Here is a 22,522-nt window from a genome sequence, read left to right as displayed (position 1 = left end):
GGTGGATGGCAAAGCACAACAGACTGAAACAAATGTCTCTGGTTTCTTTGCTGCTGGTGGGCTGTGCTGCTCTCTCCCCGGATATCAGTGCCGCTCCGTCTGATCAGCCCCACACGCCGCGTGCGTCCGTGCCTAAAAAGCGGGTGCAGCCGGGCGCTGTGCAAAAGCCAGCGTCTCAGCCCCCCAAAGCGGAAAAATCAGCTGGCACGCCGTCAGATGGTGAGCTGGTAGCTCCCGCCAGCACCTCGGATCAGGGGGATATGCCAAAGCTGCACGTCGGCAATCTCTTTCACCCCAAGCCCGGGCATAAGCTGACATACTGGGACGGGCTGGAAGGACACCTGAGTGTTGAAGCCGGGATTTCCGGAAACCCATGGACGCGCTCCGGTCGAAACTTCGCGCAGTATTATACGGACCGTGCCAACACCTTTACGCTCAACCAGATTATGGGGTCCCTCTCTCATCCCGTTACCAGTGTGGGTGGCGGCTATGGCATCGGCTTTGTTTTTGAGGCCATGTATGGTTCGGATGCCCGGTTTGACCCGACCATAGGGATGGGGTCCGGCTCTCTGAACAGCCTGTATCAGTGGGCGCCCACGCAGGCGCATCTTGATGCGCATCTGCCCTGGCTGTTCCGCCACGGGATAGATGTGCAGGTGGGGCAGATGTACGGGATAATGGGGGTAGAGGGCACGCCTGCGCAGGCGCGGCCATTCTACACGTTCAATTACGCATCCGATTATATCGTGCCGTTTGAGACGGTTGGCATTCTTGCCACCATGCATCTGACAAAACATATGGACTGGATTCTGGGGGTGGATGCGGGCAATTCCACCACGTTCGGGCGGTCTGGAAACAATAATAAGCCCAAAGGCTATTTCGGGTTTGCGTTTAACCACCTTCTGGATGGCAAGCTGGATGTGCACGCCATTGGGCATTTCGGGCCGCAGGGCAATAACGGGCGCGCCATCATGTCCCCGGATGGATGGTCAAGTGCCGGGATGGGGCCGCTTGCAAACGAGAAGATGCAGTATAACGGGAACATCATGGCGGCGTATCATGTGAACAAGAAGGTGACTGTCACGGTAGACGGCATCTATCTGCATGATGATCTCACGCATGATGATGTGTATGGGGTTTCCTCCTATCTGGCCTGGGCTATTCGCCCCTGGCTGACCCTAAATGCGCGTGGCGAAATCTACCGGGACAATACGGGTGCTGTAACGGCGCAATATTCCAGTTTTACGTCTTACACACGCTCCCTCAGCAACCAGCCTTATCCCTATTATGCAGCCCCTCCCACGACTTATGGGGAACTGACAGTCGGGGCATCCTACCAGCCGGAATTCATCAATAAACGCCTTGGTCTTGGCGCTCTGACCATTCGGCCGGAAATTCGTCTGGATAAATCGCTGAACGGCACCCACCCGTTCAATCAGGCGGGCACGGTGTCCAATCCGATCGTGAATAACGGCACCAATAATATGCTCTGGTTCAGCTGTGACGCGATCTGGGCTTTTTGAAAGCGCGGCGATTCCCCGGACCTCACGCATTCTTTGGCCTGCTTTGCGCGCATTCTCTCTTGCAAGCAGGCTTTATTCACCCCATCATAACAAGTGCGGTCATCTCTTGTATGACCGTGACGTTCTCAGGGCAGGGTGCAAGTCCCTACCGGCGGTAAGTAACGGTTCTCCGTTATAAGCCCGCGAGCGCCTGCTTCGGCAGGGTCAGCAGATCCGGTGTGATTCCGGAGCCGACGGTTACAGTCCGGATGAGAGAGAACGGTGCAGGCCTTTGGGTCTCCGCGTCTGTCGCGGAGGCGTAAGGGGTGTCCCCTGCTATCTGCCCTGAGTCTGTCTGGTTTTGTTTTTGGCAGATGGGTGCAGGGTGTGACGCAAGACCCTTCAAAAATGATGCCGAACTGTGTCGCGCAGGCCTTTGAGGCGGCGATTGCAGAAGCATGGCGATTTGTGGGCCAGACGGCTCCTAATCCCGCCGTGGGCTGCACGCTGCTGGATGAGGCTGGTGAGGTGCTGATTGTCGCGGCCCATCATCGGGCCGGGCAGTTGCATGCGGAACGGCTGGCGCTGGAGCAGGCCAAGCGCGCCGGGGTGTTTAACCGTGTGCATACAGCGGTTGTTACGCTGGAACCCTGCAACCACACAGGCCGCACGCGCCCCTGCACGGAAGCCTTGCTGGAGTCTCCCGTTCAAACTGTCTGGATCGGTTGCCCCGACCCCAATCCCCATGTCGCCGGCGGCGGAGCCACGGCTCTGACAAAGGCCGGCGTTTCCGTGCGCTGGCTGGCGGAGAGCCCGAACGGCGCGGACCTTGCCGCCCGGTGCCGCGCTCTGCTGGCCCCGTTCGCCATGAGGATGACGCAGGGGCGGCCATGGATTACGGTCAAACAAGCGCTGGACCAGCACGGCAGCATGGTGCCGCCTGCCGGGAAGACAACCTTCACAACGCCAGAGTCGCTCCGCTTTGCGCATGCCCTGCGTCGGGCGACGGATCTGGTTATTACCGGCACGGGCACGGTGGTGGCAGATAACCCGTCCTTTACGGTGCGCCATGTGCAGGACCATGCCGAGCGCCGCAGAGATCTGGTGGTGTGCGGCCACTCCGCGCATGTGCCGACGCACTGGCTGGAGCAGGCCCGCACACGTTTTGATGTGCACTTCTGCCCGGATATTCAAAAGCTTCCCGCTCTGCTGGCCGAAACGACCGCTCTCTGGGCGATGGTGGAAGCCGGCCCGGGCGTGCTGGCCGCTCTGCGGGAGCAGAACCTGTGGGATGATTGGCTGACCATTCGTCAGGATGCCCAGGGCGCAGACCATTTTTCCGTCATAACCCGTCATGCAACAACGCCGCTTGCTCTGTTTCCGGAGTGGGCACGGTGCGCTGAGGAGTAACAATGTTTTCCGGAATCATCGAATCACTCGGCCCTGTGCTTAAAGTCGAACCCGGTGCCAAATCTGTCATGCTGGAAGTGGAAACCGGCCTGCGTGATGTGGCCGAGGGGGAGAGCATTGCCGTCAACGGGGTGTGTCTGACCGCCACGGCGCCGTCCGAGACCGGCCTTGTGCAGTTTTTTGTCAGTAGTGAGACGCTGGACCGCACCACGCTGGGTGCGCTCCGGGCCGGAAGCCACGTGAATCTGGAGCGCGCCGTAACGCCAGCGACCCGTCTTTCTGGCCATATCGTGCAGGGCCATGTGGATGGCACCGCCCGTTTTGTAGAAAGCACGCCCTCCGGTGATGCGCATCGTGTGGTGTTTGAAGTGCCTGCCAGCCTGCGGCGCTACATGGTGGGAAAAGGCTCCATCACGCTGGATGGTATCAGCCTGACCCTGAATGAACTCAGCGACGTGAAAGATGACGTGTTCCGCATCGCGCTGATGATTATCCCGCACACATGGACCCACACCAACCTCGGCAAACTTCAGCCGGGCGACGCGGTGAATGTGGAAGTTGATGTGATTGCCAAATATGTGGAGGTTCTATGTCAGAACCGGTGAAAAACGGCGCACCCGTGGCGGCTCAGCCGTCTGAAGCTATGCGTCGCGCTGTAGAGGCTCTGCGCACGGGCCGCATGGTGATTATGGTGGATGACGAAGACCGTGAAAACGAGGGTGACCTCGTGATGGCGGCGGAATTCATGACGCCAGCCGCCATGAACTTCATGATCACCCATGCCCGTGGGCTGGTCTGCCTGCCGTTGACCCCTGCACAGGTGGACAAGCTGCAACTGCCCATGATGGTGCGGGACAATACCGCCCGGCATGGCACGGCCTTCACTGTGTCCATTGAGGCGCGGGAAGGGGTGACAACCGGCATTTCCGCCGCAGATCGCGCGCATACCATTCAGGTGGCGGCGTCTGACACCGCTCAGCCGATGGATCTGGCAACGCCGGGCCACATCTTCCCGCTGCGTGCTGCCCCCGGAGGGGTTCTGGAACGCATCGGGCATACGGAAGGCTCCATTGACCTGCTGCGTCTGGCTGGCCTCCGTCCGGCTGCGGTGATTTGTGAAATCCTGAATGAAGACGGCACCATGGCCCGCCGTCCGGCGCTGGAGGTTTACGGCCAGCAGCATGACATGCCGATCATCTCCATCGCGGAACTGGTCACATGGATTAGCACCCACGGCCTGACGCCGCTTGCGTCTGATGCGGACACCGCAGCGGCCCCGTCAGCCCCTCATGAAACGGTGGATGCAGACGGTGCGGCAGAAGAAGCCATGGCGGATCTCGCCACCGCAGCGCTGCCCAGTGCCTATGGCGGGGAAGATCTGGCGATTCATGCCTTCCGGGATTCACGAGGCGTGGAGCATGTGGCGTTGGTTAAAGGCAATCCTGCCGCCGCCGGTGCTGTGCCGCTGGTGCGCATGCACTCTGAATGTGTGACGGGCGATGCGCTGGGGTCTTTACGGTGTGACTGCGGCACGCAGTTGCATGCGGCGCTCAAAGCCATCGGCAAGGCGGACTGTGGCGTGCTGGTTTACGTGCGCGGGCATGAGGGCCGGGGTATTGGTCTGGTCAACAAGATCCGCGCGTATGAATTGCAGGATGCCGGTCTGGATACGGTCGATGCCAACCATCGGCTGGGCTTTGCCACCGATGTGCGGGACTGGACGGCGGCAGCCGGAATCCTGCGGGATCTGGGCGTGGGGCAGCTCGATCTGCTGACCAATAATCCCGATAAGGTGCGGGCGCTGGAAGCACGTGGTTTCCATGTTCGCAAGAGAATCGGTCTGGAAACCCCCGTTAATCCGCACAACCGGGCGTATCTGCATGCCAAGCGGCAGCGGATGGGGCACAGCCTGAGTCACTTTTCTGTGAGTGATGCGCCAGCCGACGCCGCAGTCTGATTTTACACAGCTTTCTTTAAGGATAATTTCATGAGCACACGGATTCCTGTCTCCCTCCCGGACCTCAACCTCACGCCCATGCCGCGTCTGGCCCTGATTGTCAGCCGCTTTAATGAAGAAGTGACGGGTGGCCTGCGGGATGGCGCTCTGGCATGGCTGGGTGAGCACGGCATTACGGTTGCGGAGCAGAATATTTTTGCGGCTCCCGGCGCGTTTGAAATGCCGCTGCTGGCGCAGACACTGGCTAAAAGCGGACGCTTTGAAGGGGTGATCTGCCTTGGCTGCGTGATTAAGGGGGATACGGCGCATTTTGAATTCATCAGCCTGGGCACCACGGTCGGGCTGATGCAGGCTTCTCTGGCGACGGAAACGCCCATCGCCTTTGGTGTGCTGACCACCTACACGGATGAGCAGGCTGACGTCCGCTCCCGCGATGATATTCATAACAAAGGGCGTGAAGCAGCCGCTGCCTGCGTGGAGTCTCTTGCTTTGCTGCGTCAGATCAGGGTCTGATGCAAAAGGGCTGCCGTACGGAGTCAGCGGCCCTCTAACACAGGGGGAAGAATGAAGCGGGTTACCGTCATCGCGGGTCTTTTAGGTCTGGGGCTGACTGTGTGGATGCTGATGCAGTTCGGCGCGCGCTCCATTCTTTCGCTTATCATGACGGGTGGCTGGGGCATTCTGGCCGCCACACTGTTCCATGCCGTGCAGGTCGCACTCTCCGCTCAGGCCTGGCGGACGATTGCAGGCAACAGTCTTTCCCCATCTTTGCCTTGGCGTGACTATTTTCTGCTGCGCTGCGTGCGGGAGGGCATCAATAACCTGCTCCCCGTGGCACAGGTGGGGGGCGAGGTCTGGTCCAGCCGCCTGCTGGCGCGCCGTGGCTTAGGCACCAGACACGCTGCCGCCGCAACCATTTGTGATCTCACGCTCGAACTGCTCAGTCAGGTCCTGTTTACCTTCATGGGGCTGGGCCTTCTGCTGTTTCTGGTCAAACGCTCCCCTATTACTGATGAATTGCTGGAAAGCGCCCTGATTGCGCTCGCGGTAGGTCTTGCGCTGTTTATCAGCCAGTGGCTGGGGGCGGTGGCCTTTGTGGAAGTGCTTCTGGTTAAAATTGCCGGGCATCTGGGCTGGAGCGGCGTGGATGGCATCCGCGGACTGCATCAGGCCGTCCTGGGCTTGTACAAGGTCAAGCGGAACGCGGTTATGGCCCTGTGGCTCCAGTTTGTGGCCTGGGCGCTGGGGGCGGTGGAAGTCTGCCTCATTTTGCATTTCATGGGGCATGACTGCTCGCTCTCTGTCGGCTTTGTGATTGAGGGCGTGGGTGAGGCTGCCAAATCCGTCGGGTTTGCCGTGCCGGGCGCGCTGGGTGTTTCAGAAGGCGGTTATCTGCTGATAGGCAGCCTGTTTGGCATCAGCCCCGCTCTGGCTATTGCGCTGTCTCTCATCAAACGTGTGCGGGAAATTGCATGGGGCGTGCCCTCGCTGCTGGTCTGGCAATGGCTGGAACACCGGTGGGATGCGCGGTCTCAGAACGGGAGCAAAAATCCGCTTTCCCGCTCTGGTCTGTAGGCCCCTCAGGCGTGATCTGCATATCCTCCCTTGCATCGGGCCAGTGGGTTGGTCCAAACGAAAGCAGCTTTGGGCCTTGTGCCGTGAACTTTTCAGGATCTGATCGTCAGTCATGCTCTCTGCCCCCATAGGTCGCTTCATTACATTCTGTGCTCGTCATGCCTATGCGGTGGTGGCCTTGTTCCTGCTGCTGTCCTGCGGGGCGGTTTATGCGGGCATGACCTGCCTTGGCGTGACCACAGACACCAGCAAGATGCTGTCCGACCGTCTGGAGTGGAAGCAGCGCTCGGATGAGATGGGCCGCCTGTTCCCGCAGAAGGAAAATCTGCTGGTTGCGGTGATTGAAGCCGACCTGCCGGAAGAGGGGCGGGAAACGGCCCGGGAACTGGCTGAAAAGCTCTCCGCAGACCATACGCACTTCAATTTTGCCGAGAGGCCGGATGCCAACCCGTATCTGATCCGCAATGGCCTGATGTTTCTGGAGCCGCAGCCGCTCTCACAAGTGCTGAATGACACCATCACGGCTCAGCCGTTTCTGTCCGCACTGGCGCAGGACCCGTCTGCCCGTGGCCTGTTTGGCGCGATGTCCCTGATCTCTGAGGGGATCAGGCAGGGGCAGGCGGATGGTCTGAAAAGCTTCCAGACCCCGCTGGCCGGGTTTGCTGATAACTTGGAAAAGGCCGCAGCAGGCCAGCCGCAGCCGCTCTCATGGCAGCAGCTTCTGGGCGGGCAGTTGTCCGATCTGGCCGGGCGGTATCAGTTCGTCATCACCAAGCCGAAGCTGGATTATGGGTCTTTCCAGCCCGGAGGTGCGGCCTCTGACGCCATGGTTCAGGCCATCAAATCCCTCGAATTTGTTAAAAGCGGCCAGGTCAAAGTGCATATGACCGGGCAGGTGAAGCTGGATGATGAAGAGTTTGCGACCGTGGCTGAAGGCATGGTCAGCGGTCTGCTCGGCTCTCTGGTACTCGTTACTCTCTGGCTGACCCTTGCTGTGCGCTCATGGCGCGTGGTGCTTCCCATTGTGGTGACACTGGTTGTGGGGCTTCTGCTCACAACCGGCTTTGCGGCCGTAGCAGTGGGCACGCTTAATCTGATTTCCGTGGCCTTTGCCATTCTGTTTGTTGGCATTGCGGTGGATTTCGCCATCCAGTTTTCAGTCCGCTTCCGGGCTCAGCATGCCGATTCAGGCAATGCCGGTATTCTGGAAGCACTGCGTGAGACGGGTGAAGAAACCGGGCACCAGATTCTGGTGGCAGCTCTGGCCACGTCTGCGGGCTTTCTGGCTTTCACCCCCACGGCCTTTCTGGGTGTTGCGCAGCTGGGGCTGATTGCCGGGATCGGCATGCTGGTAGCGTTTGTTTCCACCACAAGCCTGCTGCCTGCGCTGCTGAAAATTTTCCACCCCAAGCTGGACTGCCCGGACATGGGCTACAGCTTCATGAAGCCGGTTGATGTCAAAATCCGCCATCATCGCACGCTGCTGCTGGGGCTGTTTGGTGTCGTGGCTGTGGTGGGTATCGCGCTGGTGCCCAAACTCCAGTTTGACGGGGACCCGCTGCACACTAAAAATCCGAACTCTGAAGGCATGCGCGCTCTGCATCTGCTGATGAGCAATCCGCAGTCTTCCCCTTACAGTGCAGAACTGCTGGTGAAGTCTCTGGATGATGCGCAGAAGCAGGCTGACCGCCTGTCCACCGTGCCGCAGGTGCATGATGTGCTCTGGCTGGGCTCTTTTGTGCCGACCAAACAGGATGAGAAGCTGGCGCTGATTCAGGATGCCAGCTCCATTCTGCTGCCAACCCTGATTGTGCCCAACCCTAAACCCGCTCCGAGTGCCGATGAACTCCGGGCCTCTGCTGGCGCAACGGCTGCGGCGCTGGGTGGCGTGCTGGACAAACTCTCTGCGCAGGACCCGCTGCGGCGCATTCAGGCTGCACTGGTCAAACTGTCTACTGCGCCGGACGCGCAGGTCATGGCCGCCAATAATGCTCTGGTGCGTTTCCTGCCGCTCCAGCTCGACCAGCTGCGCACCATGTTGCAGGCTACGCCTGTGACGCTGAAAGACGTGCCGCCATCCATCGCCAATGACTATCTGCTGCCAGATGGCCGGGCGCTGGTGGAAGTGCATCCCACGGGTGTGATGTCCAGCAGCGGGGCTTTGCGGAAATTTGTGACGGCTCTGCAAAAGGTCGAGCCGGAAATTGCCGGCACGGCTGTTGATATTGTGGAAAGTGCTCGCTCCATTGTGCGTGCGTTTGAACAGGCTGCGGCTGCGGCCATCATCATGATTGCGCTCATCCTTTTCCTCGCCCTGCGCCGGGTGAAGGATATGCTGCTGGTTCTGGCCCCGCTGATGCTGTCCGCCCTGATGACGGTCATTCTGGTGGTGCTGCTGCCGGAAACACTGAACTTCGCCAACATTATCGCCCTGCCGCTGCTGCTGGGGGTTGGCGTCTCCTTCAACATCTATTTCGTCATGAACTGGCGGGACGGGGTCAAATTCCCGCTGGCGTCTCCCACCGCCCGTGCCGTTCTTTTCTCGGCTTTGACAACCGGCACAGCCTTTGGCTCTCTGGCGCTCTCTCATCACCCCGGCACGGCCAGCATGGGCCGTCTGCTGCTGCTCTCGCTGGGCTGCACGCTTCTGGCGACGCTGGTGTTTGTTCCTGCTCTGCTGCCAAAGCGCCCGACGGACGAAGCCTGAGAACGTCAGGCCATTGCATAAAAAAAGCCGCCTTCATTCTGGGGCGGCTTTTTTTATGGTCTGAAAGAAAATTTCAGGGGAGTATTCAATATTGTTGAATAAAGACGGAAGATGCCAGCATCCATAGTGAGTTCCTGACCTGCCAGGTTACAAAAAGGAACATATTTCGTCTTGTTGTAACGTGTCTTATTGTGGAGCCTGCTATGGAAGATATTACCGTTGAAAATGGTATTTCGCAGGATTGTACTATTACGTTTCCTGACCAGCCTGATGAAGAGGCGATGTATACCGTCACCTTTCAAAATGGAGGGGGTACCCTAAACGTTACAAACGTTGATATGACGAGTGGGCAGGGGCAGGCTCTTATTAAAGTCGCCGATGCTTCTGGAGGACTGGGGAATATCGTCATTCCCGAAAATCTGTATCAGACGGTTCAGGGTGCTTATTCTTCGGCGACCAAAAGCACGTTTCTCTCCTTCCTGAATGGCAGCCCATACCAACAAATTTTTACTTTCCAGTATGCGGGGAACATTTTTAACCTCCCTGATGACGAGACTGTGGATATGACCAATATCCTGAGCAGTCAGGGGAATGATGTTTATCTTCCAGTCTGTTTTCTGGCAGACAGCATGATCGAGACTGTGTCCGGGGCTTGCCCGGTGCAGGATCTGATTGTTGGGCAGAAAGTTCTGACGTACCAACAGGGCCCGAAGACGCCGCGTGCCATTGTCTGGATTGGTAAAAAACAGTCCGTCATACGTCCGGATCTTGCTGATGACGAAGCAGGATATCCGGTGCGTCTTCTTAAAGATGCTTTGGCGGAGGGTGTTCCCAATAAAGATATGCTGATTACGGCGGAACATTGTCTGTTTTTAAACGGCCACTTTATCCCGGTCCGGATGCTCGTTAATGGTCGTTCGATTTTTTATGATCGTTCAGTGACGGACTACACCTATTATCATATTGAGACAGAAGCACATTCCGTCATTATGGCAGATGGTGTGCTGACTGAAAGCTATCTTGATACAGGAAACAGGCGTTCTTTCCGGCAGGATGGTAAAGTTTTCCTTCTTGGAGGGAAGCCCAAAAGCTGGGCGCAGCACGCGGCGGCTCCATTAGGAGTAAAGCGTGATTTTGTGGAGCCGATTTTTCGTCAGATTGAGGTCCGTGCAAAAATTATAGGATTTGCACTGAAAGTTGAAAAACCAGACCTGATTTATCACTCAGATCTGCATCTGGTAACGGCGGAAGGGGGTATCCTGCGCCCCACCAGACGTCATGAGGATGAGGTGACCTTCATGCTTCCGGGTGGGGTTGATTCTGTCAGGATTGTTTCCAATAGAAGCCGCCCCTGTGATGTTTTCGGGCCGTTTGTGGATGATCGTCGTATGCTGGGTGTTGCCGTCGGAGACATCAGGCTGGTGGAGCAAGGGCACACCACAAGATTAACTGATCATCTCACAGATGCTTCACTTTCTGGCTGGCACGCCCCCGAAGGAGGCGGTATGCGCTGGACAACCGGCGATGCTGTCCTGAGTCTTGGTCAGAGACAGTCTGAGGGCCTTGCGCAATTAACACTCACTCTTGCACAGCAGGGGCCTTACAGGCTTGCAGGGAGCAGCAAAGCAACTTGCCACAAACAGGCGTAATATCAGGCAGAAAACGGGGGGGGGGCGCTCTCAGCAGGACGTCCCCCGCTGGATTACTGATAAAGCCCAGGTTGTGGGATAAGTCTGATGTTTTCCCGTTGTCCGCTTTTTTGCGCCCGGATACAGGCATCGGCTGTGGCGGAGGCGACGTAGCCTGCCCAGCTATCCGGGCCAGTGAGTTTGCCTGCGGCAACACCATCCACAAATGCCTGCAATTCCCGGTCATACGCAGCCTTAAACCGTTCCTTGCACCCCATAGTAATGGCTGTGTCGTTCTGGCCATTCCGCCGCACGGTAGCGCGTGCGGGTTCGGGGAGGCGGATTTCTCCGCTCTCTCCAATTAACGCGCACTGCACGTCGTACCCAAACTGGCAGTTTACAAATACTTCCACATCAATCAGCACACCGCTTTCTGTTTCGAGAATTACAAGCTGGGGGTCCTGCAGGGCGGCATCCGCTTTGGAGGTAGAGCGCGGGTAGAGAACCTGTGCCGCCGTAAAGCTTTCGCCCAATAGCCAGTGGAACGTATTCACGTCATGGATGAGCGTTTCACTGATCAGCATCTCACGCGTGTAGTGCGGGCCGGAGGTTGGGTTGCGGTGCGCCGCATGGGCCATCAGAAGGGGGCCGATCGCTTTTTGGTCGACCAGAGACTTCAGGTTCAGATAGCCTTCGTCATACACACGCATGAATCCAACCTGAACCAGTCGCTTTCCGATGGCACTTTCCGCCTTCAGAATGCGCTCACATCCTTCTGCCGTGGTGGCGAGAGGTTTTTCACAGAACACATATTTTCCAGCCTGAATGGCTTTGAGAACAAGTTCCTCATGTGTCTGGCTGGCGGAGGAAATCACCACCGCATCCACCTGCGGGCTTTCAATCAGCTCTTCCGGTGTGGCCGTCACCCGCGCTTGTGGCGCAAACTCCCGGGCGACCTTCTCTGCGCGGCACTGTGTGCGATTATAAAGGGCGGAAACTGTTGCGCCGGACATGATGTTTGCACACCGCCGGACATGGTCAGCGCCCAGATCCCCTGTGCCGATAAAACCAAGACGAACGCTCATGGGTTATCCTTTCTGCATGCCCATAGGCACCGTATGTTGCGTGGTGGAGGAGGATGAAGACAGGGGCTGGCCAATTTCGCGCAACGGGAGGTTGGCCTTCACGCGCTGTTCAATTTCTTCCAGAGAGCAACCTTTGGTTTCAGGCACCAGAAAATACCCGATCAGAAAAAATATGGCGTTAAAGCCAGCCAGTGACCAGAAGATTCCAAAATCACCAATGACACTCATAACCGACAAAAAGACGTTGCTGATCAGCCAGTTTGTAATCCAGTTGGCAAAGGTGGAGCAGGCAATGGCCAGCCCGCGGCCCTGAAGCGGCTGGATTTCCGTGCACATGGTCCAGGGGATAGGGCCTTCACCCGTTGCAAAACCTAACGTGAAAATGACCAGAAGGGCGACAACGGCCACGCTGGCAAAGCCGCCGTTCATATGGGAATAGAGCAGGAACCCGAACAGCGTCAGGCTGATGGTGGAGATAATGGTGCTTGTCAGCAGCAGCGGGCGACGGCCCCAGCGGTCAATCAGCAGGATAGCGACGCCGGTTGCCACCATGTTGGCCAGCCCGAGAAGCGTGGTGCACCAGACGGCGGCCTGAGCGGAGAAATGCAGATGCTCCAGAATATGCGGGGCGTAATAGAGCAGGATATTAATGCCTGCCAGTTGCTGGAACATCTGGAGCAGAATGCCCAGCGTGAAGGTTTTTCTGAAACCGGGAGAGGATTTTAACAAAGCCAGCCCACTACCGCTGGTTTTTTTAAGATTCTGTTCAATCCGGTTTAGTTCTTCCGTGGCTTGTTGCGTAGAGCCGCGGACTTTTTGCAAAACACCATGTGCTTCATGCTTGCGGCCCTGCATGGCCAGCCAGCGGGGGGAGTAAGGCACCTGTGTTGTTGCAAGAATGAAAAAGATGGTTGGTACCGCCAGAATACCGAGCATCCAGCGCCAGTGGCCGCCGTAGGACAGCAGACTGTCTGATAAAAGAGCCAGCAACATGCCGCCGGTAATAACGAGCTGGTAGATGGAAATCATCTTACCACGACGGCTTTTTTCAGTAATTTCTGCAATATAAAGGGGGGCGGAAAATGAGGCAAACCCCACGCCAACACCCAGAAAAATACGTCCGGCAATCATGACCGGAATGGATGGAGCCAGTGCGCAGAGACCGGTACCAATCAGAAAGAGTAGGCCCGCATAAAACATGGCCCCCCGGCGACCCCGATGTTTTGAAACCGGGATAGCCAGCAGGGACCCGGCAGCGGCCCCCAGCATCAGGGAGGAAACAATCCATTCCTGCGCACGGTCACCTGCATGGAGGTCAGCCCCCATGAATTTCAGGGCTCCGGCAATCACACCGGTATCAAGACCAAACATCAGCCCGGCAAGGCCTGCGGCGCCGGCAAAAAGAAAGGCGTTCTGTCTGCCCTGCCGCAGGCTTTCCGGGTCAACCTGAGAGGCGAGCTCTGGTGCAGCGGTTTTCACGAATAACGCCCTTTCTTATTGTTTCTCTTACAACAACGAACGGTTCGTTACGGTATGAGTTCCGATAAAAACGGCGTGCGGATCTGGTGTTCTGAAAAGGCAATAAAAAACCCCCGCTGTTAAGCGAGGGTTTTAAAAGCCTGATTAAGCCGAATTTCAGGGCTTAATCCATTCCGGGTGATGTGGCACACTGATGTCCCGCCCTTTGAGCATCATGTCCCAATACACGCGCGGGAAAACGGTGGTTTTCAGGAACCATGCAAAACGGCTCGGCTTGCGCTGGTCGTAGGGGAAGCTGGGGGCGGGTTTGCCGCCATACAGGAATTCCGCCAGAACAATTTTGCCATATCCGACCGTCAGCGGGCAGGCGCCATAGCCATCATAAATCCCGCTGAACGGCTTGCCATCCAGAGAGGCCAGCAGGTTTGCCGTCACAACCGGGGTCTGGGCACGGGCAGCGGCCATGGTCTTGGCGTTGGAGGTGCCGATGACATCGCCCAGTCCAAAGATGGTGTCATACTTCGTGTGGCGCAGGGTGGAGGGGTCCACATCGACCCAGCCGCCTGCATTGGCCAGCGGGCTTTTTTTGATAAAGTCAGGCGCGCTCTGCGGCGGCGTGACATGCAGCATGTCAAAATCTTTGACCACATTTTCCGTTTTACCGTCCGGGCCGGTCACGGCAAAAGTCGCTTTGCGTTCCGGGCCGTTCACGGCAATCAGAGTGTGCTTGTACTGCAGGTTGATGCCGTAATAATCCACAGCCTGTTGCAGGGCAGGGCGATAATAGGCCACGCCAAACAGCGCATCCCCGGCAAGGCAGAATTCCACGTTGGTGCGGTTCAGCGTGCCTTCCTTGCGCCAGTAGTCAGCGGCCAGGTAGGCAATTTTCTGCGGAGCCCCGGCGCATTTGATGGGCATGGGCGGCTGTGTGAACAGGGCCGTGCCGCCGGAGAGGGACTGGATGCACGTCCAGGTATATTCCACCGTGTCTTTGGAATAGTTGCTGCACACGCCATTGCGGCCCAGTGTTTCGGGCAGACCTTCAATCTTGTCCCAGTCCAGCTGGAGGCCGGGGCAGACGACCAGACGATTATAAGCCACCGTCCGGCCATCGGTTAGCGTGACCTGCTTTTCGTCCGGCTGGAAGGAGTCTACCGCAGCCCGCAGCCATGTGCAGCCATTGGGGATCAGGCCGCCTTCCTGCTTCAGCGTGCTTTTCAGCGTCATGACCCCGGCACCCACCAGTGTCCAGCCGGGCTGGTAGGCGTGGGTGGTGGAGGGGTCAATCACGGCGACATCCAGTGTCGGCCGCTCATGCAGCAGGCGGGCGGCCACTGCGATACCGGCAGCACCACCCCCTACGATGACAACTGTGTAGCGAAGATCCGGGGTTTTCCCGGTTTCAGACTGGGCCATTCATGCTCTCCCTGAGACGTGTTCACATCCGATTGATGAGTGCAGTATCCCAAACATCAATAATTTAATAAAGTCATTAATTATTGGGGAGGCATGTTTGTAACGCAGGTTAGTCTTTAATCCATGCCTCCACCGGGCCCTGCAGCTTCATGGTCAGCGGGTTGCCATTGCGGTCAACAGTTTTGCCAACAGCCACGCGCACCCAGCCTTCGCTGATGCAGTACTCTTCCACGTTGGTTTTCTCTACGCCCTTAAAGCGAATGCCAACGCCGCGTTCCAGCAGGGCTTCATTAAAATACGGGCTGGCCGGATTAACGGACAGGCGATCGGGGACGGTGGTATCGGTCATGATGAACCATTCCTTGCAGATAAGGGTCTTAAACGCTGTTTTCTTAGCGAGTTTTGGCCGGAATGCCTATCGCCCTCTCAGGCGGCCCGCGTAAAGCGCAATCTGGCCCCAAGTGCCGCGCCTTTCCGCTGCACCCAGCCGCCCAGCCGGTGCATGAACAGATAGATCACCGGGGTGGAATACAGGGTCAGTAACTGGCTGGTAGCCAGCCCGCCAATTACGGCAATGCCCAGCGGGCGGCGCAGTTCCGAACCATAGCCATGGCCAAAGACCAGCGGGACCGCGCCGAAGGCAGCAGCCAGCGTGGTCATCAGGATCGGGCGGAAGCGCGTCAGGCAGGCGGTGCGGATGGCTTCCTCGGGCGGCAGGTTCTGTTCCCGCTCCACATGCAGGGCGAAGTCGATCATCAGGATGGCGTTTTTCTTCACAATGCCAATCAGCAGAATCACGCTGATCATGGCGATGAGAGAGAACGGTTCCTGACAGATCCAGAGCGTCAGCACCGCACCCACGGCAGCGGAGGGCAGGGTGGAGAGAATGGTCAGCGGCTGGATGTAGCTCTCATACAGAATGCCGAGCGTGACATACATCGTCAGGATGGCGGCGATGAACACCAGCAGTTCATTAATGAGATCTTTCTGCATATCCCCGGCCTGACCGGAAAAGTCGCCACGCAGGCTCTGGGGCGTGTGCAGGCTGAGCATAGCGTGCTGAATTTCGGTCGTGGCGTCGCCCAGAGATTTCCCGGGGGCGAGGTCGAACGCGATTGACCCGGAAATGAACCCGTTCTCATGGCTGACCTGAAGCGGTGTTGGGGCTGTTTCCAGCGTCGCCACCGTGGGGAGCGGCACCATGGTTTCGGAGGAGGAAGAGACGGCAGAGCCGTTGGAAGCACCCGCACCGCCGCCCGCCAGACGGTTGGCAATAGCGTTGCGGAAGGACTGCTGGCTGAGGGAGGCCTCTTTGGATTCCGTGGCGTCTGAAGGTTTGACCACACGCACCGTATTGGATGCTGTGGCCCCCGCTGCCGTGCCGCCCGCGGTGGAAACCCAGAGAGTTTTGAGCATGTCCGGATTTTCCCGGAACTGCTTTTCCACTTCCATCACCACATAATAGGTGGTGAGCGGTGTGGAGATGGCGGAGGCGGTGCGCTGTCCGTAGGCATCATACAGCGCATTGCCAATCAGCTGCGGCGTGACGAGATAACGCGCCGCCGTATCGCGCTGAATGCGCACATGCATGGCCGTGCCATTGCCGGACAGGTGACTGGTTACGCCAACAATGACCTTGCTTTTGCGCAGGGCTTCCGTAATGCGCGGCACCCACGTGTAGATGTCTTCCGCATTGTCACTCTGAAAAATATATTGATACGTGCCTTCATGCTGGCGTCCGCCGCCGCCGTTGATGTCCCCGGCATTGGAAATACTGGCGGTCATACCCGGAATATTTTTCACCCGTTCCCGCACACGGGCCGCAATCTGTTCCGGGGTGGAACTGCGCCCCGCCTTGTCTGTCAGCTGGGCGAAAACCTGAGATTCATTGGCGGCATCTTCCCCGGCAAAGCCCAGAACATCGCTGACATCATGGTCCACCATCATGGCTTTGATGACCTCCTTCGTCTTGCCGGACATGGCAGCGAAGGAGCTGGTCTGGTCGGAGCTCAGATAGCTTTCCAGCAGGGAAATATCTTCCGCAGGCAGCACGGTTTTGGACATGACAATCAGGATGCCGATGGTCGCAAAAAAGCTGGCAGGCAGGGAGCAGAAAATCAGCCAGGGGTGCCGCAACGCCCAGTTCAAAGAGCGTTCATAGCCATGGATCAGCCATTCCAGTCCCTTGTCCGTGCCATCCGCCAGCAGATGAGCGGCCTGCGTGAAGGCGCCCTTTTTTGGGGGGGGCGCATTCGGGTCCGGCTCATGATGGATCTCCAGCATGTAGGCGCACATCATGGGCGTAAGCGAGATGGACAGAAAGAACGAAACGGAGACCGCTGTGGTCAGCGTCATCGCAAATTCAAAGAAGATTTTGCCCGGAATGCCGCCCAGCAGCAGGAGCGGCAGGAAGACCGCAATCAGTGAAATAGTGATGGAGAGAATGGTAAACGCAATCTCGCGCGAGCCAAGCAGTGTGGCTTCCATCCGGTCCATGCCCGCTTCCATGTGGCGGGCAATATTTTCCACCACCACAATGGCGTCATCCACCACAAAGCCGGTGGCAATGGTTAGCGCCATGAGGGATAAGGTATCGAGCGAGAAGCCCATCAGGTGCATGACACCCAGAGAACCAGCCAGTGAGATGGGTACAGTAATGGCCGGAATGAGCGTGGACCGCCAGCTGCGCAGAAACGCCAGCACGACCAGAACGACCAGCACAACGGAAATGACCAGTGTATATTGCGTATCTTCCAGCGCGCCGCGGATGGACACGGAGCGGTCCGAGACCAGTTTGAACTCCACATCCGCAGGCAGGGCATTGGCCAGAATATCGGCGCGGGCGCGGATGGCATCTGTCACTTCAATAACATTCGCACCGGGCTGCGGGCGGATGATGGTGATAATAGCGGGCTTCTCATTATACCACGCAGCCTTGCGCTCATCCTGCGGGCCGTCGCGCACAATGGCTACGTCAGTCAGGCGCACAGGGCGGCCATTGCGGTAGCCGATGACAAGGTCCCGATATTCGTTTGCCGTGCGGGCCTGATCGTTTGTTTCCAGTGTCAGGCGCTGGCCGCCGGAATCCAGAAAGCCTTTGGGGGTGTTGGCGTTGGCTGAGGCGAGTGCGGAGCGCACGTCTTCAAACCCGATGCCGTATTTATACAGCATCATCGGGTTCATCTCCACGCGCACGGCGGGTTTGGATGCCCCGACCATTTCTACCCAGCCAACGCCTTTCACTCCGGCCAGCAGGGGCTTCAGGCGTGTTTCCGCCAGATCCCGCAGCGCCGTGGGGGAGCGGGTGGGGGAGGTCATTGTCGCCAGCATGATCGGGCTGTCAGACGGGTTGGCCTTGTAATATTGCGGCGGCATCAGCAGCGTGTGCGGCATATCTGCGCGAGCGGCCTGCAAGGCGGCCTCTACGTCACGCGCAGCGCCGTTAATGTCCCGGCTGTTGTCAAAAAACATCAGGATAAAGGCGCTGGTGTCCGTTGAATCGGACCGCATACTGGTCAGACCGGCAATCTGGCCCAGATGGCGCTCAAGGGGAGTTGTGAGCGAGCTTGCCATCTGCTGTGGAGAGCTGCCGGGCTGGGATGCGACAACATAGATAACCGGCACGGAGATGTTGGGCAGGTCGGCCACTGGCATGGCGCGATAGGCAAAAATGCCAGCCAGAACAAAAGCCATGGCCATCAGAAGAGTGCCGACGGGACGCATGATAAAAAGCCGGCAGATGGACAAAAGTGGTCTTCCTTACCCAGGATCAAGGCTGGCGGGCGGGTATGGCCAGCGTGGCGTTAAACGAAGCATCAAAAGATTGATATTCGGTAGTTTCAACCGGCCAGTGATGCCTGACGCCCCGAAAACCGTGTCACGCCTTAGGGCAGGACGTTGGCCCGGTCTGCCCGGGTAAGGGGCGGGGGCGCTGCGGCATCGCTGATAATCTTTCCGCTTCCGTCTCGTTCCGTTGCCAGTGGACCTGTGACTTTGTCAACACTGATCCCCCCGCTCTGCTCGACATGGAACATGCCAACGTCTGTTACACCATGAAAAACGGCGTCTCCCGTGCTGCTGGAAGTAATTTCCAGAGCCTTGAGTTGGCCCGTATTGGCCGTAAAGCTGGCGCTCCCTCCCAGATACAGGGCCAATGCTGGGGCGGCGACCGTGTGAATGGTGACAGGCGCGCTCTGTTCCGAGCGGATACGGGCAGACTCAGCCAGCGTTGAAATGGTGATGGGGCCGGAGGAATCAGAGAACAGTCCCAGTTCTCCGGTTTTGCCCAGAGTCAGGCTGCCGCTGCCTGCGTGAATGAAGGTGGGGCCGGTGCGATCGGCCACTGTGATGTTCGTCGTGCCGGCGTCATCAATGGTCAGGCTGATGTCGGGCCGGACAGAGACCGTCAGAGTGCCATTCCGGGGACAGGTCTGCTGCCGGAGGGTTGTCACGCCATTGGCCGCTGTGGTGAGTGTTACATCCTTCGGTAAAGCCCCTTCAGCACGCGCCATCTCACTTTGCGATCGGTTGCTGAGAAGGTGCAGGTTCTGCAGGCAGGGCGTGTGGACCACCAGCCCACGGCTTTGCTGCCCTGAGGCGGCTTCTGCAAAGCTGCCGGACGCGGAGAGGAAAAGGCAGAACGCCGCCAGAGCGACGCGCCGGAGGAGGATGAACTGGCCAGACATAGTGCCATTTGTGCCAGTCGCCCGCACAGGCGTCCAGCGGCAGGAATAAAGAAAGGTCAGGGCGTCTGTTCTTGTGATTTTCTTTGTTGCATCGCTATGACCTGCAACCACAGATACAAGTAATTTTCCGGGTCAGTAACTTATGAAGACAGAGCGGTTTGAGAATATCGGCGATAATTGTGAATTCGGATTTGTGAAAAGAGCCCATGGCGATGAAAGTGGCGGATTGCTGCGGTGGGCCCGTGCCAGCCCGGAGGCTTTGATAGAGGCGTTGCGCCACAGTTTTGCCGGCCTGTATGCTTTTGAAAATCTCTCGGCGTTCTGGGATAATATGGTGCGTGATTCCCGATATGGATTTTGTTTCCATACAGGCATGCTTTCCCAAGACCGCCTGTGGTGTGATTCTGAAGAGCAGCGATGGAAGATTTACAAGTCCGAGAAGGAAAAAATTGACTATCTGGTCGAAAAATTCTTGCAGCGTCTGAGCGACCCTTCAGTTTTTTGTGTCTATAAATGTAACGAGAATGTCCAGCATGAGGTGGCCGAAGAGCTGGCACAGGCTATCGCGCAGCATGGGCCCGCCCGCCTGCTGGTTGTGCGGCATACGGAAGACCCGAATCTGATCGGGCATGTCCGGCCGGAATCCTCTTATTTGGCAGGATATCTTGACCACTTTGCGCCCTATGGCCATTCCGACCAGTTCTCGCCGGTCTGGAACTCCGTGCTGAGTGAGGCTTTGGCCCTGCCTGTGCCTGTGCCTGTGCCTGCGCTTTAATTTTGTATTGATTGGATAAGCTGCCGGGTCGTTCTCGCAGAAGAAAACTCCCCGGCATTTTTTCGGAACTTAGGCGCTTTGTGCTGTGGTTGTGGATGCTGGCTGAGTGATCAGATAGCGGCCTGTGCTCAAAATTTCGATATCAAGCGCCTGAAAACATACCTGACCGGTTACGCCCAGCGGGAGAAGAGCAGATCCATCGGTCCAGCGTGCAGGGCCATTTTCTTTTTCATGCCATCCCGGCAGATGGTCTGCTTCCAGGTGGCTGCTAATGGTCTGACGCTTATTTCCCGTTATGAGGGTCATCTGACCCACGCAGACACCAAGCTGTCGACGGTCATCGACAAAAGGTCCGACCGTTTCGGCGGGGCTGGCTGTGCGGGAAACAAGACGAACATCCGTCATCTGGGCAGGCAGCATAAAGCGCATGCGACCTTTGGACTGATGCTGTGGATTGATGCGGAGACCTGATGCTGTTTCAAGATGCAGATCAGGATCATCGGTAAACGTGACAGGCTGAGTGTTAAGCGGGATAGCCTTCTCCGCTGCGCGCGCAGCCAGAGCCTGATAAATTGGCTCCACGACGCTCCTGTCCGTTTCCAAAGCTGCTGCCGCATCGTTTGTCCAGGACCGAGCTGTTTCATGCAGCACTCGGACACCGCCCGTGAGGCCTGCAAACTGAGTTTTATTGCCGGTGTTCAGGAAGCTTTCAGACAGTGCGCCGTCGGCCTGAATGACAGAGTGCTGAGCCGTTTCAATGTGATAATAGGTGTAGTCTGTCACGGACGTATCAAAAAAGATACTTCTGCCATTGACCAGCATACGAACCGGTGTAAAGGCGCCATCAATAAACAGGCAGTGCTCAGGGGTGATCAGCATATCCTTATGCGGAACACCGTCCTGAAGGGCATTCTTCAGAACACGCACCGGGTAACCGGCTTCGGCCAAAGGAAGGTGAGGACGCACTTTAGCCTGTTGGTGACCCACCCAGACAATTTCTCTCGGTTCTTCGCCGTGATCGGTAAAGGCGATAACATGGTCGCCGGGCTGCAGATCCTGCACAGGACGTTCCCCCTTATCTGTCAGAATAAGGGCATCGGCACAGTAGCAGGCCTCATAATAGGTGCCGCCATTTCCGTCTGAGACAAGATTGCTCCCAAAATTACCGACGTTGGCGACGGTGAGAGAATAGGTTTTGTCTACGGTATGGATCGAGAGGAGATTACCGGAGGTGGTAACGCTTGTAATGCTGTCCGCCGGGATGGAGGCCAGATCAATCTGCGTGCCATCTCCAAAGCCGGAGATCGTGTTGGAGGGCATGGTCAGCCCACTGATGACCAGATGCGCGCCGGAATCTGCCAGAGTGACGGTGCCGCCTGTGCTGGTGCCATCAAGAATGGCTGTGCCGCCAGAAGAAATGGTAACGCCAGACGTTCCAATCTGACCGCCAGAAGAAACGGTGAGTGTTACACCCGATCCAATGGTTTCGTGATCCAGTACAGCGCCACTTTCCACGCTGATGGAACCCCCTGCGGGGACGGCGTAGCTGCGGTCTCCACTCCATTGTGCAGAATCTGTCAGAACAAGGTGACCACCATGCCCTGCGGAGCCAAAAGACGTATAGGCTGTCTGGGCACCACTATGCAGCACCAGTGTGCCGCCCTGGAGATCCGTGGTGGAAATCGTACCTCCGCTTGAAACGGTGAGGCTGACCCCTGAGCCAATAACGCCGTTATCCAGTTCAGCTCCATCTTTAACGGTTACGGTGCCGCCGGATGGAATAGCGCGGGAATAATTGCCATCCCATTCCGCCCCGCTTTCAAGAATCAGATGGCCGCCCTGACCGTCTGAGCCGAAAGAGGTATTGGACGTTGTGCCTCCACCATAAACATCCAGCGTGCCGCCGTTGACCTGCGTGCCGCTGACCAGGCCGCCGCTCTGCACCACTATGGAACCGTTCGGGTCAGCGTAACCATTCAGTAATGTTGCGCCATTTTGTACGATAAGAACGCCACCATTCTTAACCGTATTAGAGGTGACGCCCTGCATGGTAACACCACTGCCGAGTTCGACAGTTCCACCAGACGTGCCAAAAACCGTGCCGTCTGTGTAGCCTCCCTTCAGAATAGAGAGCGTGCCCCCCTCGAGATCAGTGCCACTGGCTCGTCCACCATTAGAAACGGTAAGGCTGCCTCCGCTTAAAATCGTGGTGTTGCTCCAGATATATCCATTATTTACGGAGCTATGCACGCCTGAATAGATTGAAGTGTTATTTTTCACTTGAGATCTATTTGTGAGGTAGG

16 protein-coding genes and 1 riboswitch are annotated in these 22,522 nt (G+C 57.5%); of the genes, 9 read left to right on the top strand and 7 right to left on the bottom strand.

What is annotated here, in order from left to right:
* Positions 1–32 precede the first annotated feature (32 nt).
* The 8 genes from KP703_RS09790 (at position 33) to KP703_RS09755 (ending at position 10,800) form a co-directional block, all read left to right on the top strand.
* On the top strand, positions 33–1,523 hold the full coding sequence (locus tag KP703_RS09790) for an outer membrane beta-barrel protein (RefSeq protein WP_082779625.1): 1,491 nt from the start codon (positions 33–35) through the stop codon (positions 1,521–1,523).
* A 117-nt stretch (positions 1,524–1,640) separates the two neighbouring features.
* Positions 1,641–1,787, top strand: a riboswitch (FMN riboswitch).
* A 126-nt stretch (positions 1,788–1,913) separates the two neighbouring features.
* Complete coding sequence (gene ribD / locus KP703_RS09785) at positions 1,914–2,912, top strand: bifunctional diaminohydroxyphosphoribosylaminopyrimidine deaminase/5-amino-6-(5-phosphoribosylamino)uracil reductase RibD (RefSeq protein ID WP_215754685.1); 999 nt, start codon at positions 1,914–1,916, stop codon at positions 2,910–2,912.
* A gap of 2 nt (positions 2,913–2,914) precedes the next feature.
* A complete protein-coding gene (locus KP703_RS09780) occupies positions 2,915–3,517 on the top strand; it encodes a riboflavin synthase (RefSeq protein ID WP_215754678.1) in 603 nt (200 codons plus the stop codon).
* Positions 3,502–4,869, top strand: coding sequence for a 3,4-dihydroxy-2-butanone-4-phosphate synthase (ribB, locus tag KP703_RS09775; RefSeq protein WP_215754677.1), 1,368 nt, complete (start codon positions 3,502–3,504; stop codon positions 4,867–4,869). Before KP703_RS09780 ends, ribB begins: the two co-directional genes overlap by 16 nt.
* 30 nt (positions 4,870–4,899) lie before the next feature.
* The gene (ribH, locus tag KP703_RS09770; RefSeq protein WP_215754676.1) at positions 4,900–5,382 is read left to right on the top strand and encodes a 6,7-dimethyl-8-ribityllumazine synthase; all 483 of its coding nucleotides are present in this window, start codon (positions 4,900–4,902) and stop codon (positions 5,380–5,382) included.
* Positions 5,383–5,433: 51 nt separating this feature from the next.
* Positions 5,434–6,444 carry a flippase-like domain-containing protein gene (locus KP703_RS09765; protein ID WP_215754675.1) on the top strand — a complete coding sequence of 337 codons (1,011 nt, stop codon included), beginning with the start codon at positions 5,434–5,436 and terminating at the stop codon, positions 6,442–6,444.
* 112 nt (positions 6,445–6,556) lie between these two features.
* A complete protein-coding gene (locus tag KP703_RS09760) occupies positions 6,557–9,151 on the top strand; it encodes an MMPL family transporter (RefSeq protein WP_215754674.1) in 2,595 nt (864 codons plus the stop codon).
* Between the two features lie 203 nt (positions 9,152–9,354).
* Complete coding sequence (locus tag KP703_RS09755) at positions 9,355–10,800, top strand: Hint domain-containing protein (protein ID WP_215754673.1); 1,446 nt, start codon at positions 9,355–9,357, stop codon at positions 10,798–10,800.
* Between the two features lie 53 nt (positions 10,801–10,853).
* Here the strand turns inward: KP703_RS09755 and KP703_RS09750 are convergent, their stop codons facing one another.
* The 6 genes from KP703_RS09750 to KP703_RS09725 all read right to left on the bottom strand — a co-directional run bounded on the left by KP703_RS09750 (position 10,854) and on the right by KP703_RS09725 (position 19,444).
* Positions 10,854–11,864 carry a Gfo/Idh/MocA family protein gene (locus tag KP703_RS09750; RefSeq protein ID WP_215754672.1) on the bottom strand — a complete coding sequence of 337 codons (1,011 nt, stop codon included), beginning with the start codon at positions 11,862–11,864 and terminating at the stop codon, positions 10,854–10,856.
* 3 nt (positions 11,865–11,867) lie between these two features.
* Positions 11,868–13,343: a sugar porter family MFS transporter gene (locus KP703_RS09745; protein ID WP_215754671.1), complete on the bottom strand. Its 1,476-nt coding sequence runs from the start codon at positions 13,341–13,343 to the stop codon at positions 11,868–11,870.
* 156 nt (positions 13,344–13,499) lie between these two features.
* Positions 13,500–14,759, bottom strand: a complete 1,260-nt coding sequence (locus KP703_RS09740; protein ID WP_062141704.1) for an FAD/NAD(P)-binding oxidoreductase — start codon at positions 14,757–14,759, stop codon at positions 13,500–13,502.
* A gap of 109 nt (positions 14,760–14,868) precedes the next feature.
* Positions 14,869–15,108 (bottom strand): DUF3297 family protein, encoded by a 240-nt coding sequence (locus KP703_RS09735; protein WP_043550482.1) that lies wholly within the window; start codon positions 15,106–15,108, stop codon positions 14,869–14,871.
* A gap of 77 nt (positions 15,109–15,185) precedes the next feature.
* Positions 15,186–18,506 (bottom strand): efflux RND transporter permease subunit, encoded by a 3,321-nt coding sequence (locus KP703_RS09730; RefSeq protein ID WP_215754670.1) that lies wholly within the window; start codon positions 18,504–18,506, stop codon positions 15,186–15,188.
* Positions 18,507–18,643: 137 nt separating this feature from the next.
* A complete protein-coding gene (locus tag KP703_RS09725; RefSeq protein WP_215754669.1) occupies positions 18,644–19,444 on the bottom strand; it encodes a hypothetical protein in 801 nt (266 codons plus the stop codon).
* A 142-nt stretch (positions 19,445–19,586) separates the two neighbouring features.
* Here KP703_RS09725 and KP703_RS09720 point away from each other — a divergent pair, with 142 nt between their 5' ends.
* Complete coding sequence (locus KP703_RS09720; RefSeq protein ID WP_215754668.1) at positions 19,587–20,219, top strand: hypothetical protein; 633 nt, start codon at positions 19,587–19,589, stop codon at positions 20,217–20,219.
* A gap of 69 nt (positions 20,220–20,288) precedes the next feature.
* Here the strand turns inward: KP703_RS09720 and KP703_RS09715 are convergent, their stop codons facing one another.
* Positions 20,289–22,469, bottom strand: coding sequence for a Hint domain-containing protein (locus KP703_RS09715; RefSeq protein ID WP_215754667.1), 2,181 nt, complete (start codon positions 22,467–22,469; stop codon positions 20,289–20,291).
* Positions 22,470–22,522 lie beyond the last annotated feature (53 nt).

This window comes from Acetobacter sp. P5B1, from assembly GCF_018811985.1.
Lineage (GTDB): Bacteria > Pseudomonadota > Alphaproteobacteria > Acetobacterales > Acetobacteraceae > Acetobacter > Acetobacter cerevisiae.
This window is presented reverse-complemented; position numbering and strand designations above follow the sequence as displayed.